We start from the raw sequence: 13,785 nt of genomic DNA, 5'->3' as shown, positions 1-13,785 counted from the left end.
CGTTACACATCACACTGCTGCGACGCGAAAATTCAACAGCACCCGTGTCCCCATCCCCTCGCGACTGCTCAACCGCACCGAACCACCAAAGCACTCCATGATCCGCTTGACCAGCATCAGCCCTACCCCCACGCCACCCTGCTTGGTGGTGAAGAATGGCCGGAAGGCCATGCGCTGCTGCTGCTCGCTCATGCCCTTGCCGGTATCCGATAGACGCAGGCTGAGGGTGCGTCGGTCGTGGCGCACCACCTCCACGCGCAACTCTCCGCCCGCCTCCATCGATTCCAGGGCGTTGGCGATCAGGCTGTTGAAGATCTGCCCGAGCAAGGCCGGCTGGCCCAGCACCCGGACCGTCGGCAGGTCGGCCAGGACCAACCGTACACCACCCTGTTGCAGCGCCTGGCCATGGGCCTGGAGGCTGTCGCGCAGGGCCTGGGCCACATCCACCGGCACAGCCTCGTCGCCGAGCGGGCGCAGCGACTGCAGCAGCTCGCGCACCCACTGCGACATGCGATCGACCTGGTTGATGATGTCGCTGATGTTCTTCTGCGCCGGGCCTTCGTCGAACGCCTGGGCCAGTTCGGCGCTGGAGCGGATGCTCGCCAGCGGGTTGCGCAGGCTGTGCGCCACAGCCGACGACACTTCGCCCAGGGCGACGAAGGTTTCGTTGCCGATCAGCCGCTTCTGCTGCACCGCCATCAACCGGGCGGCGCGGCGCATGATGCCGTACAGGCCGACATAGACGAGGCCGACCCCCACGGCAATGGCCAGCCAGATCAGCAGCAGGCCGTGCTCGATGCGCACGATCAGGTCGTGGGGCTCCTTGTAGATCTCGACCATGGCCGTGACATGTTCGCCGTCGGCATCGAACAGGGGGATGTAGTTCTCGATGAACAGCTGCTCGGGCGGGGTGACGAACTTCTGCTCGCTGCGCGCCTGCTCGAAGTCGTGGTAGCTGGCCGACACCCGCATCTTGTACTCGAACGCCCGGTCGAGGTCGTCGTCCGACTCGATCAGCTTGCCGATCAGCGCCGGGTTGCTCGACCAGATCACCGTGCGGTCGGGGGCGTAGATGTTGGCCAGGAGCATGTCCGGCAGGTGGGCGATATGGTCGAGGAACTCGCCCCGGGCCCGGCGCCGGGCCTCGGGATCGACGTCCGAAAGGGCGTGGTCGGTGCGCGGATCGAGTAGCTCGCCCATGGTCCGCACGTTGGGGATCGACACATGGCGCACTTCGGCATCGGCGATGGAGGTGATGAACTGCGCGGTGAGCAAGGCGTCGCGCTCGACGCTCTCGTCGATGATGAAGCGGCTGGAGATCAGGCCCAGGCCGACACCCACCGAGAGGATGATGGCCAGGCTCACCCAGGCGTACCAGCGCAACATGTTGAACGGTTTGCGCGCCGGGCCGGTGTCGGCGGGCGGCAACGTGTCGGGACGTGGGGCGAGGTCCATGGCGGGCTCCGCGGCTGGGCACCTCTAGAGGTTATAGCCCAGAGTTGGGGGAAGCATGGGTGTCGGTGGGACTATTGATCGTGTGGGGGCTGCCAGGTGTCCGCCGAATGCCTTGCAGCGCCTATGAGATCGAGCGCCGCCCGCGCGGCGCATCGCGACGCAAGGCCGCTCCTACATTTGTTGCAACGTGCCGAACCTGTCAGGTCATGGTTGCCCGCCTTGGCGCATGTCTTGAAACAGGTGGCGCGGCAGTGATGCCCACGCTGAAACCGCGTCGTACCAACAAGGCGGATCAGGTAATGGCACAGGATTGACTGGCCCGAAACAGATGTAGGAGCGGCCTTGTGTCGCGATGCGCCGCGCGGGCGGCGCTCGATCTTGTAGGCGCTGCAAAACTTTCGGCGAACACCTAGAAACCCCACCCCGATCAAAGCGGCGCATCCTCAGCCAACCCCCGCAACAACCGATACTCACGCAACACCGCCGGCACATACCGCCGCGTCTCGGCAAACGGCGGCACCACCCGCCCCCGGCTGAGCACGGCATCGGGCCCGGCATTGTAGGCCGCCACCGCCAACGTGATGTCGTTGTCGAACAGCTTGAGCATGCGTTTGAGATAGCGCGCCCCACCCTGAACGTTGGAAGCCGGGTCCAGCACATCCGCCACGCCCATCTCCTTCGCCGTGTCCGGCATCAGCTGCATCAGCCCCGCCGCGCCCTTGGCCGAGCGGGCCTTGGGGTTGTAGCCGGACTCGGCCTTGATCAGCGCATGCAGCAGCGCCGGCGACACACCGTTGGCCAGGGCCGCGGCCGCCACCAGGTCGGCATAGGGCCTCCCGGTGACCAGCTGGGCGTTGACCGGCCCGCCAGCCACCCCGTTCTCCTGGATCACCCGCTCATAGTGCCGTCCTGGCCGATGCACGTTGGACAGCACGAAGCCGCCTTTGCCATCGCTGGAGATGTAGATGTCGGCCTGGGCGCCAAACGCCATCAGCCCCACCGCCAGTCCCAGGATCAGTCCACGCATGTCGGTCGCCTCCCGTCGCACAAGATCAAGAGTGGCCCCCGATGTGGGGGATATGCCCCGTCGATCCGGGCTTTTCAGCTATGACGCAAGCGCCGTGCCGCCCGCCATCACGCACGGCGCAAGGGCCCGACGCAGACGTGCACGGCTGTTGCATGGCAGGGGCAAACGCACTGGAGGGTTTCACCATGCAGCGCAACATCCACAACCAACGCGGCTTCACCCTGCTCGAACTGTTGGTGGTGCTGGTGGTGCTGGGCCTGCTGGCCGGCATCGTCGCGCCCAAGTATTTCAGCCAGCTGGGCCGCTCCGAGGCCAAGGTGGCGCGAGCGCAGATCGAAGGCCTGGGCAAGGCCCTGGACCTCTATCGCCTGGAAGTCGGCCACTACCCCAGCAGCGAACAGGGCCTGCAGGCTCTGGTGGTCGCACCCGGCGGCGAGGCGCGCTGGTCGGGGCCGTACCTGCAGAAAGCCGTTCCCCAGGACCCCTGGGGACGCCCTTACATCTACAAGCAGCCCGGCGAGAACGGCGGCGAGTATGACCTGCTGTCGATGGGCAAGGACGGCCAACCCGGCGGTGACGGGGAAAACGCCGAGATCACCAGCTGGCAGTGAGGAGCCCGGCCATGCGCTATCAGCTCAAGGCCCTGGGCAGCCAGGGCGTGGTGCAATTGCAGGTCGAGGCCGAGGACAGCGACCAGGCCCGGCGCCAGGCCGAGGACCAGGGCTTGCGCGTGCTCAGCGTGCGCCGCCAGGGCCTGGCCCTGCGCCGCCGCCCGGCGGCGTTCGACCTGATGCTGTTCAGCCAGGAACTGGCCACCCTGCTCGGCGCCGGCCTGCCGCTGATCGACGCCCTCGAGAGCCTGGCCGAGAAAGCCCCGGGCGGCGCCACGCGCAAGACCCTGGAGCAACTGGTGCGCCAGCTGTATGAGGGGCGCTCGCTGTCCCAGGCCCTGGCCCAGCAGCCACGGGTGTTTCCCGCCCTGTACGTGGCCCTGGTGCAGTCGAGCGAGCGCACCGGCGCCCTGGGCGACGCCCTGAACCGCTACATCGGCTATCGCCAGCGGCTGGACCTGGTGCGCCAGAAGCTGGTCGGCGCTTCGGTCTACCCGCTGCTGCTGTTGCTGGTGGGCGGCGGCGTGGTGCTGTTCCTGCTGGGCTATGTGGTGCCGCGCTTCAGCCTGGTGTTCGAGGGCATGGGCACCGAGCTGCCCTGGCTGTCGCGGGTGCTGATGCGCATCGGCCTGTTCCTGCATGCCCAGCAACTGCCCCTCGGGCTGGGCACGCTCGCCGGCATCGGCGCGCTGGTCGCCCTGCGTCGCCATCCGGCGCTGCGCCGTGGCGCCGGTCGCCTGCTGCGCCGGCTACCGGCCCTGCACCAGCGCCTGATGATGTACGAACTGGCGCGCTTCTACCGCTCGCTGGGGATCCTCCTGCAAGGCGGCATTCCCATCCTCACCGCCCTGGGCATGGCCCGCGGGCTGCTGGGCAGCAGCGCGGCCGAAGGCCTGGAGCAGGCCAGCCGGCGGGTCGCCGAAGGCCTGCCGTTGTCCGATGCGCTGCAGGCCGGGCAACTGGTCACGCCGGTTTCGCTACGCCTGCTGCGCGCCGGCGAGCAGTCGGGCAACCTGGGCGAAATGCTCGAACGCTGCGCGGACTTCCACGACCAGGAGATCGGCCGCTGGGTCGAGTGGTTCGTCAAACTGTTCGAGCCCTTGCTGATGACCTTCATCGGCCTGCTGATCGGGCTGATCGTGATCCTCATGTACATGCCGATCTTCGAGCTGGCGTCGAGCATTCACTGAGCAAGGTAGCAAATGGCCATGCGCATGGCTTAGCATCGCCGGTTTGCCCTTTGAGCCCTTGTATCGTGCCGCTTAGCCTGCCGACCCTGATCCTGGTCGCCGTTTTCATCCTGACCCTTACGGGCATCCTGACCCTGCACGCCTGGCGGCGTTGCGCCAGCGATCCGAGCTTGGGCTACCTGGGCGCGATGCTGCTGCTCTCGGCCCTGGGGGTCAGCCTGAATGCCCTGCGTGGCATTGACATGGACTACCTGGCCCTGGTGCTGGGCAACATCGTCCTGCTGGTCGGCACCGGGCTGGGCTGGACGGCCATGCGCGTGCTCGGCGGGCGCAAGCCGCACTGGCCGCTGCTGCTGGCCGGTGCCGTGTTCTGGGGGCTGTTCAGCCTGTGGCCGGGTTTTTACGGCGATCTCGGCCTGCGGGTGAAAGTGTATTCGCTGCTGACCCTGGGTTACACCTGCCTGAGCATCGGCGAGTTGCTGCGGCCACGGGTGCGCCTGCAGGTGTCCTATACCCCGGCGTTGATCCTGACCACCCTGCATGCAGCGCTCTACCTGATGCGCACGCTGCTCGAGGACGGTGTCGCCCTCGACCACGCCATCAACAGCGGCGGCGCCAGCCCGGGCTTCTTCGCCTTCATCCTGTTCGAGTCGATGCTGTTCGCCATCGGCATCTCCTATGTGACCCTGGCGATGGTCCGCGAACGCGCCGAGATCATGCTCCGCGCCGCGGCCTACAGCGACCCGCTGACCGGCATCGACAACCGCCGGGCGTTCATGGAGCGCGGCGCAGGCTTGCTGCATGACTGCGCGGCAGGCCAGGCACCGGTGGCGCTGCTGCTGTGCGACCTGGACCACTTCAAGCGCATCAACGACCGCTTCGGCCACCCCGTCGGGGACGAAGTGCTGCTGGCGTTCGCCCGGGAAACCGCTCGTCACCTGCGCCGGGACGACCTGTTTGCGCGCATCGGTGGCGAGGAGTTCGCCTGCCTGCTGCGTGGCGCCAGCGAAGCCGAGGGCGAACAGGTGGCACAGCGGATCTGCGCCGGGTTTTCCGGGCTGGCGCTGCTGGAGCCGGGGCTGCTGGGCGTGAGCATCGGCATCGTCAGCCAGCCGGCCGCGCAAGGCGAGCTGTCGCGGCTGCTGTCGATGGGCGACCGGGCGCTGTATGCGGCCAAGCAACAGGGGCGTGGCCGGGTGTTGCGCTATGCCGAGGTGTCCTGACGCCCTCGATCCCTCTCAGTAGTCGAAGCGCTCCACCGCCCGCCGCCGCTCGTTGTCATCGCGCCGGTCATAGCTCGCCGTGGTCTGGATGTTGGCATGGTGCGCGAGCTTCTGCGCGATCGACAGGTCGTGCTCCTCGATTACCCGGGTGATGAACGCCCGGCGAAAATCATGGGGCATGATCTTCGCCCCCACCTGCGCTCCGCGCTGGCGGGCGATGTAGTAGATCGCGTGTTTGGTGATGCGCGCACGGGTGATATGGCTGCCGCGGCGGATGCGGTTGAACAGGAAGCTGTCGTCGCGCTCGCCGGCGGGCAGGTGCTCGCGGCGCAGGTCGAGCCAGGCCTGCAGCTTGTCGAAGGCCCAGGCCGGGGCGTACTTGAGCAACTGGCGGTTGCCCTTGGCCAGCACCTGCACGCTGCGCTCCTGGAAGTCCACCTGGTCCAGGTCGACGTCCACCGATTCCGACTTGCGCATGCCGGTGCCGTAGAGCAGCGCCAGGATCGCCGCGTCGCGCACGCCCTGGGGGCGCGGGTCGGCGGCGCAGACATCCATCAGTTCACGAATCAGGTTACGCCGCAGGTTGCGCCCCGGCGGCAGGCGGCTGCCGCTGGCTGGCTTGACCTCGCGGATCATCAGCAACTGCTCGTGGTCGATCAGCCCCTGGCGCCAGGCCTCGTTCATCACCCCGCGCACGGCATTGACGTACAGCGATGAGGTATTGGGCGCGTAGCCATCCGCGCGTAACGCCGCGACCAGGGCGATCACATGGCCGGGCTCGAGACGGTGCCAGGGCACCTCGGCGATATCGCCATCGGCGAAGCCCAGGCGGTCGGCGGCATCCTGCAGGATGTAGCGCATGGTCAGCTGGCTGGACGGGGCCAGGCGGGCAAGGTACTGCAGCAGCGGATTGCGCAGGAGGTCGGTCACAGCGGGGATCCTGTAGCAAAGCCGAATGCGCGGCGGCGCAAGACGGCGCAAAGCGAGTCGTTTCGACCCTGATCAAGGTCAAAAAGACTACAAACAAAAAGAGTCATAATGACTTCACACAGTGCCATCACCTTGATATTCAAGGCCTTTGAACGCTGGCATGGTTCGTGATGGTACCCCATTCAACCGCTCCGATCGAACCAAGGTCCCCGCCATGCTCGTCCAGCCGATCACCGCTCGCCCACGCCAGGCCCTCTGGGCCCTGGGTTTTCGTCCGTTCTTCCTCGGCGGCAGCCTGTTCGCCCTGCTCGCCCTGCTGCTGTGGGCCGGCGTGCTGGCCGGCGCGTTCCAGCTCGACCCGGCCGGCGGCATGCTCGCCTGGCACCGCCATGAAATGCTGTTCGGCTTCGCGGTGGCCGTTGTCGCCGGTTTTCTGCTTACCGCCGTACAGAACTGGAGCGGCATCCCGGGCCTGAGCGGCCGGCCGCTGCAGGGGCTGTTCCTGCTCTGGCTGCTGGGCCGGATCAGTTGGTTCCTGCCCTTGCCGGCCTGGCTGCTGGTCCTCATCGAAGGCGCCTTCCTGCCCCTGGTGGCGCTGGCCCTGGCCCGACCGATCATCCAGCGGCGGCTGCGCAACAACTACCCCATCGTGGTCCTGGTGCTGCTGATCGCCGCCTGCCAGTGGCTGACCCTGGCCGGCGGGCTGCTGGGCAACGAGGTGTGGCAACGCCGCGGTGTGCTGGCCGGGCTGTGGCTGGTGGCGGCGATGATGAGCGTGATCGGCGGGCGGGTGATCCCTTTCTTCACCCGTCGCGGCCTGGGCAACATGAGCCCGGCGCCGGCCCGGCCCTGGCTGGATCGTGCCTGCCTGCTGGGCAGCGTGGCGCTGCCGCTCACCTACGTACTGGGCTTCAACGATGCGCCGCAGCCACTGATGGCCGCGCTGTTCGCCGCCCTGGCGGTGCTGCACGGCGTGCGCCTGGCGCTGTGGCATGACCGTGGCCTGTGGCGGGTGCCGCTGCTGTGGTCACTGCACCTGGCCTACGCCTGGCTGATCCCGGCCTGCCTGGGCCTGGCGCTGTGGCATGCCGGGTTGGCGATCAATCCGAGCCTGGCCGCCCACGCCCTGACGGTCGGCGCCATGACCGGACTGATCGTGGCGATGATGGCCCGGGTCAGCCTGGGGCATACCGGGCGGCCGCTGGCGGTGCCGCGCAGCATTGGCTGGGCGTTCGCGCTGATCCAGCTGGCGGCGCTGGCCCGGGTCGTGGTGGTGCCGTTCACGGCGCTGGGGCTGGGGTTGTCGGTGCTGTTCGGCAGCGCCGCGCTGCTGCTGTTCCTTTGGCACTACCTGCCTATCCTGCTGCGAGCGCGAGTGGATGGCATGCCGGGCTGAACGACCTGTATGGGCTGCGCGCATGGAATGAGTTGCGTGGGAGCGGGCTTGCCCCGCGATAGGGGCGCATCTGGTCTACAGTTCAACCCACGCCCATCCGCCAAGGGACCGCATGGCCTTCCACCACCTCACCCGCACCCACCCCCGTCTCAGTATCGCCACCCTGGCCGGCCTGCTCGGTGGCTGGCTGATCCCCGCCGGCGACACCGTGCAGCATATCCTCGCCGGCTGGAACCTCGGCGTCTGGCTGTACCTGGCCATGGTCCTGTGGCTGAGCCTGCGGGCCAATGCCGAGCGGGTGCGCAAGGTCGCCCGGATCGAGGATGAAAACGCCGGCCTGGTGCTGATCACCGTCTGCGTCTCGGCCATCGCCAGCCTGGCCGCCGTCACCCTGCAACTGGTGTCCAGCCGCGGCCTGGAGGGCGGCGCCCTGGCCCTGCACTACCTGTACACCGGGCTGACCGTGGCCGGCTCATGGCTGCTGATCGGCTGCATCTTCAGCCTGCACTACGCCCGGCTGTTCTACACCGGCGACCGCCATGAGCCGCCCCTGCGCTTTGCCGACGGCGAACGCAACCCGGACTACTGGGACTTCCACTACTTCTCGTTCACCATCAACGTCGCCGTGCAGACCTCGGACATCGGTGTCGCCGGCCGAGCCATGCGCCGGGTGGTGCTGGCCCACTCACTGGTAGGTTTCGTGTTCAACACGGCGATCCTCGGCTTTACCATCAACATCGCCGCCGGACTGCTCGGCTAGCACCCGCAGCGCGCAGGCAGCGATACGCCGGCACACCTGCTCCAGCACATCGGCTTCCAGCACCAGCCCCAGGCGCAGGTGCCCCGCGGCACTCGGTCCGAAACCATCCCCCGGCAGCAACGCCACGCCCTCCTCGTCCAGCAGGCGCTGGGCGAACGCCTGGGCGCCGAGCCCGCTGCCGCGGATATCGAGCATCACGAACATGCCACCGGCCGGCCGATGGGCATGAATGCCAGGACAGCCCTCCAGCACCGCGCATACCCGGTCACGCCGCTGCCGGTAGATCTCGCGCATCCGCCGCACGTCATCCCCTGCCTGATCCAGGGCCACGCAGGCAGCATGCATGACGAACTCCGGCAGGCCGAACAGCATGCTCATGACCAGGGTACCGAGGTGCCTGGCGAACAGCGGCGGCCCGATCACCCAGCCGACCCGCCAGCCACTCATGGCATGGGACTTGGACAGGCTGCCGATCGACACGCAGCGCTCGGCCATGCCCGGGAGGCTCAACGGACTGGGCGCCTCACCGTCGTACAGCAATGACTGGTAGACATCGTCGCAGATCAACCACAGATCATGCTCCCGGCATAACTGCGCCAGGCGCTCCAGGTCGGCCTGGTCGATCATCGCGCCCGTCGGATTGTGCGGACTGTTGAGCAGCAGGCCCCGGGTGCGCGGGGTGATCGCCCTGGCCACCGCCGCAGGATCCAGGCGAAACCCCTGTTCCGGCCGCACCGCGACCTGCACGGCCCGTGCACCGCAGGCACCGAACACGCCGTGATAGGTCACGTACATGGGTTCGGCGACGATCACCTCGTCGCCGGGTTCGAACAGGCACTGGAAGGTCGCAAACAGACCGCACTGTGCCCCTGCGGTCACCACCACCTGCACCGGATCGAGGGGCAGTTGGCTATGGCGCACCACCGCCTCACGCAGGGCGAGGCTGCCGCGCACATCGCTGTAATGGGTGTCGCCGCGGCGCAGGCTGGCCACGGCGGCCTCGACCACCGGGGCCGGAGTGTCGAAATCGGGGTCGCCCACCGACAGCAGCATAATCTCTCGCCCCTGTCGGCGCTGCTCCAGGGCCTGGTAGTGAATGTCCCAGGCGGCGACTGCATGGCCGGCAATACGTTGGGTGAGCGTGGAATAACGCATGACTGTCTCCCTGTCTGCCGGCCGGCACCGTTGGTCCGAAAAGCGCTGCAGATAAACATAGCAGAGCAACCCTCGCTGCCAGCCGTCCACCCACGGGGAAAACGTTTGCCCAGCCAACGAGCACCCACCGTTCATCGTGACAGGACTGTGACCGCCGTCATGCATTAGTACATCTGCCATATTTTCCGGCGAACACTGCCATGGCAGGTGCTATGGTTAGAGTCCCGACGGCCAGGACGGCCACAGTATTACCGCTACGCAATCACCGCGTTCAGGATACGAACAAGGAGGCTGGCATGAACAAGATGACGTTCCCCAACGCCTGCCAGGTGATGCGCTGGCATTTCCATCCGCTGGGTTTCGAGGCCAGCATGGATGCCCCGCGCAGCATGGTCGCCCGGCTGTTCGACCGGGCCACTGGCGAAACCCTTCTGGCGATCGCCGGCATTCCCTGCGCCACCATCATGCCCGCCGCCGATGTCGAGCGGATCATCGAGGCGGTGGAGGCCGAGATGGAAACCTTCGACCTGCTGGCCGGCCCCATGCGCAGCGCTGTCTAAATTGCCTGTTCCTGACGCGCTTTCAACGCCTGCAACCCTTTCATGAACTGCTCGGGCGGCACCGGCTGGCCGAGCAGGTAGCCCTGCAGCGAGTCGCAACCCAGGCGGGTCAGGAAGTCCTGCTGGCGGTCGGTCTCCACGCCTTCGGCAACAATCCGCAAGCCCAGTGCCTGGCCCAGTGCGACGATGGCCGAGACGATCGCCGCATCGTCGCTGTCCTGCTCCAGGTCGCGCACGAAGCCGCGGTCAATCTTCAGCTCGTTGGCCGGCAGGCGCTTGAGGTACATCAGGCTGGAGTAGCCGGTGCCGAAATCGTCGATGGACAGGTCAACGCCCATGTCCGACAGGCGCTGCAGCACATGCAGGCTGGCGTCGGCATCGCGCATGGCAGTGGTTTCGGTAATTTCCAGGGTCAGGCGGTTGGCCGGCAGGCCATTTTCACTCAACGCCTGGGCCACGTTGTCGACCAGTCCGGCATGGCAGAACTGAATGGCCGACAGGTTGACCGCGATACGCCAGTCGTCGTTGCCCTCATCCAGCCACTGGCGCATCTGCCGACAGGCTTCGCCCAGTACCCACTCACCGATCGGAATGATCAACCCAGTCTTCTCGGCCAGGCCGATGAAGCGGTCCGGCAGCATCAGGCCATGTAGCGGGTGCTCCCAGCGCAGCAGGGCCTCGGCGCCGATGGGCTGGCGCTGCACGGCGTCGAACTTGGGCTGGTAGTGCAGGCGGAACTGCTGGTGCTCCAGGGCCGTGCGCAGATCCTGCAGCAATTGCAGTTGCTGGCGCGCGTTGCTGTTCATCGAGGCGTCGAAGAAGCTGTAGCCGTTCTTGCCGGCGCTCTTGGCGTGGTACATGGCCGCGTCGGCGTTGCGCAGCAGCTCGTGCTGGTCCAGGCCGTTGCCCGGGTACAACACGATGCCCAGGCTTGCCGACAGTTGCAGGTCGTGCTCGGCCACGCGGAACGGCCTGGCCATCAGGTTGACCTGCTTGACCGCGACATTCATGGCGTCGTCCGGCTCTTCCAGCTCCACCAGCAACACGAACTCGTCGCCGCCGATCCGCGCCAGGGTGTCCTGGCTGTGCAGATGGCCGCGCAGGCGCGCCGCCACGGCCTTGAGCAACAGGTCGCCGACATGGTGGCCGAAGGCGTCGTTGACCGGCTTGAAGCCGTCCAGGTCGATGAACATCAGGGCGAAGCAGCCGCCCTGCTCCGCCACCCGGCCCATGGCCTGGTCGATACGGTCGGCCAGCAGCGTGCGGTTGGGCAACCCGGTCAGGGTGTCGTGCAGGGCCAGTTGGGTCAGCTCCTGGTTGGCCAGGGTCAGCGAGCGTGCCAGCTCCGCCGTGCGCGCTTCCAGGCGGGCATCCAGCACCGAGGTCAGCAGGGCCACCGCCAGCACCGCCAGGGTGGTGATCAATACCAGGTAGTCCAGGCCGTCGCCGGCCAGGCCCGTGGCCAACGCGCCACAGAAGCTGCCCGCCGGGAAGTTGGCCGCGGCCATGCCGGTGTAATGCATGCCGACGATGGCGATGCCCATCACCACTGCCGCGACGCCGCGGATCTGGCGCACATAGGGGGTGTGCTGGCGCAGGCGGAAGGCAATCCACAGCGCCGCCGCCGACGCGCCCACGGCGATGGCCAGCGACGCGCCGAACAGCGTCGGGTCGTAGTCGATACCCGGCTGCATGCGCAGCGCGGCCATGCCCATGTAGTGCATGCAGGCGATGCCGGTGCCCATGATCAAGGCGCCGAACGCCAGCTGCAGCCACGGCAGCTTCGGCTGGCTCACCAGCCACAGGGCAAAGCCCGAGGAGGCCACCGCGATCAGCAGCGACAAGGCCGTCAGGGCGGTGTCATAGCCCAGCTCGATCGGCAGGCTGAACGCCAGCATGCCGATGAAATGCATCGACCAGATGCCGATGCCCATGGCGAACGCCCCGCCACCCATCCACAGGTACACCGCCCGCCCCTTGGCCGTGGCGATGCGCCCGGTAAGGTCCAGGGCCGTATAGGAGGCAAGGATGGCCACGCACAGCGAAATCAACACCAGCGAGGATGAGTAACTACCGATCAGCATTCGCACTTCCAGGAACAGGCCGACGGACGGCCCGGGAAAAGCCGATAATTGTACTCAAGCTTTGGCGAAACGCACGGGGTTTTCGCGGGTCTGAGTGGATCCAATGATTGACCGGAGGCGCCGCAGGGACTGGGCTAGAGCGCATTGCCCAGTAATTGAAGGCATATTGCCACTTGTCGTCTCGGACCTCATCGCGGGGCAAGCCCGCTCCCACGCTGTGAAACATGCCTGAATGACCTGGAAGATGGCGTGGGAGCGGGCTTGCCCCGCGATAGCGTCACGACGAAACCCAAGCCAGGCGAAGCGACTCCAGCTAATCTAAACAGGCCAACACCGTGAAACCACGCCGCCCCAGGAGCTCGCCATGGCCACCCGCCCCAGGCAGGCAGTGCTGCTCGCCCTGCTTGCCCTCGCACTGTCGCTGACTGCCGGCTGTTCGAGCAAACACACCACCACCCGCTACGCGGCACAAGGCTCCGCTTGCTATGCCAAGGCCCTGCCCAGCAGTGGCGAGGGTGGCCTGGCCTTCGGCCCCACCCTCGCCATGGCCAGCAAGAAGTCGCTGGCCAGCTGCGTGCGCTACGCCGGCAGGTCGGGCGGCACGCCGCATACCTGCCAGGTCGTCGTGGCCAAGTGCAAAGGCTGAGCTAGCCCAGCGCCTCTTCGATCAGCGCGGCGACCTCAGTGGCCCGCGAGGCCAGCGACGCGTGGCTGGCATCCAGGGTGATGACCTTGCGCGCCTTCAACCGCGCCGACATCATCTGCTGGTTGGCCGGCGCGATCATGTGATCCTGGCTGGAGATCTGGTACCACGACGGTTTGTGCTTCCACGCCGGATCAACGATGGTGTCGCCAAAGGTGCTCGCCAGCGGCGCCTTCTGCGTCACTGCCATGACCAGCGCCTCATCCGCCGACAGGTCCTGGCAGAAACTCTCGTGGAATTTGTCGGGTTTGATCCACAGGTAGCCGTCGCTGTCCGGCGCCAGGTTCGCTGCCGCCAGCGGTGGATGCTGCTGGGTCAATCCGCCCGGGCTTTCACCCGCATCGGGTGCGAAGGCAGCGATGTAGACCAGCCCCGTTACATTGGCCTGGTTGCCCGCCTGGGTGATCACCGCCCCGCCATAGGAGTGGCCGACCAGCAGCACCGGTCCGCCGACCTGCGCCACCATCTTGCGCGTGCGCTCGGCGTCGTCCGCCAGGGAGGTCAGCGGCAGCTCCACGGCGCGGACTTGCGTGATGCCCTTGCGCGCCAGCTCGACGATCACCTTGCCCCAATGGGCGGCACCGCCCCAGAAACCGTGTACCAATACGACCGTTGGCTTGCTCATGGATGAACACCTTCGCTAGGGAAACAGGGATGTGATTCGCCGCAACAGCATAGGCCATAGGCTGGC

13 protein-coding genes are annotated in these 13,785 nt (G+C 67.0%); 7 read left to right on the top strand and 6 right to left on the bottom strand.

Annotated features, from left to right (window positions below; translation table 11 throughout):
* Positions 1–9: 9 nt before the first annotated feature.
* Complete coding sequence (locus AC0MAZ_RS15715) at positions 10–1,455, bottom strand: ATP-binding protein (protein ID WP_203646758.1); 1,446 nt, start codon at positions 1,453–1,455, stop codon at positions 10–12.
* Between the two features lie 427 nt (positions 1,456–1,882).
* A complete protein-coding gene (locus AC0MAZ_RS15710; protein WP_203646759.1) occupies positions 1,883–2,482 on the bottom strand; it encodes a lytic transglycosylase domain-containing protein in 600 nt (199 codons plus the stop codon).
* Positions 2,483–2,667: 185 nt separating this feature from the next.
* On the opposite strand from AC0MAZ_RS15710, the gene gspG reads away from it, so the two are divergent.
* The 3 genes from gspG (at position 2,668) to AC0MAZ_RS15695 (ending at position 5,506) form a co-directional block, all read left to right on the top strand.
* Positions 2,668–3,093: a type II secretion system major pseudopilin GspG gene (gene gspG / locus AC0MAZ_RS15705; protein ID WP_203646760.1), complete on the top strand. Its 426-nt coding sequence runs from the start codon at positions 2,668–2,670 to the stop codon at positions 3,091–3,093.
* Between the two features lie 11 nt (positions 3,094–3,104).
* On the top strand, positions 3,105–4,283 hold the full coding sequence (locus AC0MAZ_RS15700; RefSeq protein ID WP_234560995.1) for a type II secretion system F family protein: 1,179 nt from the start codon (positions 3,105–3,107) through the stop codon (positions 4,281–4,283).
* 65 nt (positions 4,284–4,348) lie between these two features.
* Positions 4,349–5,506 (top strand): GGDEF domain-containing protein, encoded by a 1,158-nt coding sequence (locus AC0MAZ_RS15695; protein WP_234560996.1) that lies wholly within the window; start codon positions 4,349–4,351, stop codon positions 5,504–5,506.
* 15 nt (positions 5,507–5,521) lie between these two features.
* Here AC0MAZ_RS15695 and AC0MAZ_RS15690 read toward each other — a convergent pair whose 3' ends face one another.
* Complete coding sequence (locus tag AC0MAZ_RS15690; protein ID WP_234560997.1) at positions 5,522–6,436, bottom strand: site-specific integrase; 915 nt, start codon at positions 6,434–6,436, stop codon at positions 5,522–5,524.
* A gap of 214 nt (positions 6,437–6,650) precedes the next feature.
* Here AC0MAZ_RS15690 and AC0MAZ_RS15685 point away from each other — a divergent pair, with 214 nt between their 5' ends.
* Positions 6,651–7,832, top strand: coding sequence for an NnrS family protein (locus AC0MAZ_RS15685; RefSeq protein ID WP_475858441.1), 1,182 nt, complete (start codon positions 6,651–6,653; stop codon positions 7,830–7,832).
* 112 nt (positions 7,833–7,944) lie between these two features.
* Positions 7,945–8,592, top strand: coding sequence for a DUF1345 domain-containing protein (locus AC0MAZ_RS15680; protein ID WP_062574194.1), 648 nt, complete (start codon positions 7,945–7,947; stop codon positions 8,590–8,592).
* Here the strand turns inward: AC0MAZ_RS15680 and AC0MAZ_RS15675 are convergent.
* On the bottom strand, positions 8,518–9,747 hold the full coding sequence (locus AC0MAZ_RS15675) for a pyridoxal phosphate-dependent aminotransferase (protein ID WP_475858440.1): 1,230 nt from the start codon (positions 9,745–9,747) through the stop codon (positions 8,518–8,520). The two genes, AC0MAZ_RS15680 and AC0MAZ_RS15675, sit on opposite strands and share 75 nt — an antisense overlap.
* A 296-nt stretch (positions 9,748–10,043) precedes the next feature.
* Between AC0MAZ_RS15675 and AC0MAZ_RS15670 the strand changes: the two genes are divergently transcribed.
* The gene (locus tag AC0MAZ_RS15670; protein ID WP_186714368.1) at positions 10,044–10,307 is read left to right on the top strand and encodes a DUF1652 domain-containing protein; all 264 of its coding nucleotides are present in this window, start codon (positions 10,044–10,046) and stop codon (positions 10,305–10,307) included.
* Here the strand turns inward: AC0MAZ_RS15670 and AC0MAZ_RS15665 are convergent.
* Positions 10,304–12,391: a putative bifunctional diguanylate cyclase/phosphodiesterase gene (locus tag AC0MAZ_RS15665; RefSeq protein WP_475858438.1), complete on the bottom strand. Its 2,088-nt coding sequence runs from the start codon at positions 12,389–12,391 to the stop codon at positions 10,304–10,306. The two genes, AC0MAZ_RS15670 and AC0MAZ_RS15665, sit on opposite strands and share 4 nt — an antisense overlap.
* 364 nt (positions 12,392–12,755) lie before the next feature.
* On the opposite strand from AC0MAZ_RS15665, the gene AC0MAZ_RS15660 reads away from it, so the two are divergent.
* Positions 12,756–13,037 carry a hypothetical protein gene (locus tag AC0MAZ_RS15660; protein ID WP_232855168.1) on the top strand — a complete coding sequence of 94 codons (282 nt, stop codon included), beginning with the start codon at positions 12,756–12,758 and terminating at the stop codon, positions 13,035–13,037.
* A gap of 1 nt (position 13,038) precedes the next feature.
* Here the strand turns inward: AC0MAZ_RS15660 and AC0MAZ_RS15655 are convergent, their stop codons facing one another.
* Positions 13,039–13,719, bottom strand: a complete 681-nt coding sequence (locus AC0MAZ_RS15655; RefSeq protein ID WP_475858436.1) for an alpha/beta hydrolase — start codon at positions 13,717–13,719, stop codon at positions 13,039–13,041.
* Positions 13,720–13,785 lie beyond the last annotated feature (66 nt).

Source organism: Pseudomonas sp. A (assembly GCF_056270345.1).
Note: the sequence above shows the minus strand (reverse complement) of the source record. Positions and strands in the feature narration are given on the sequence as shown.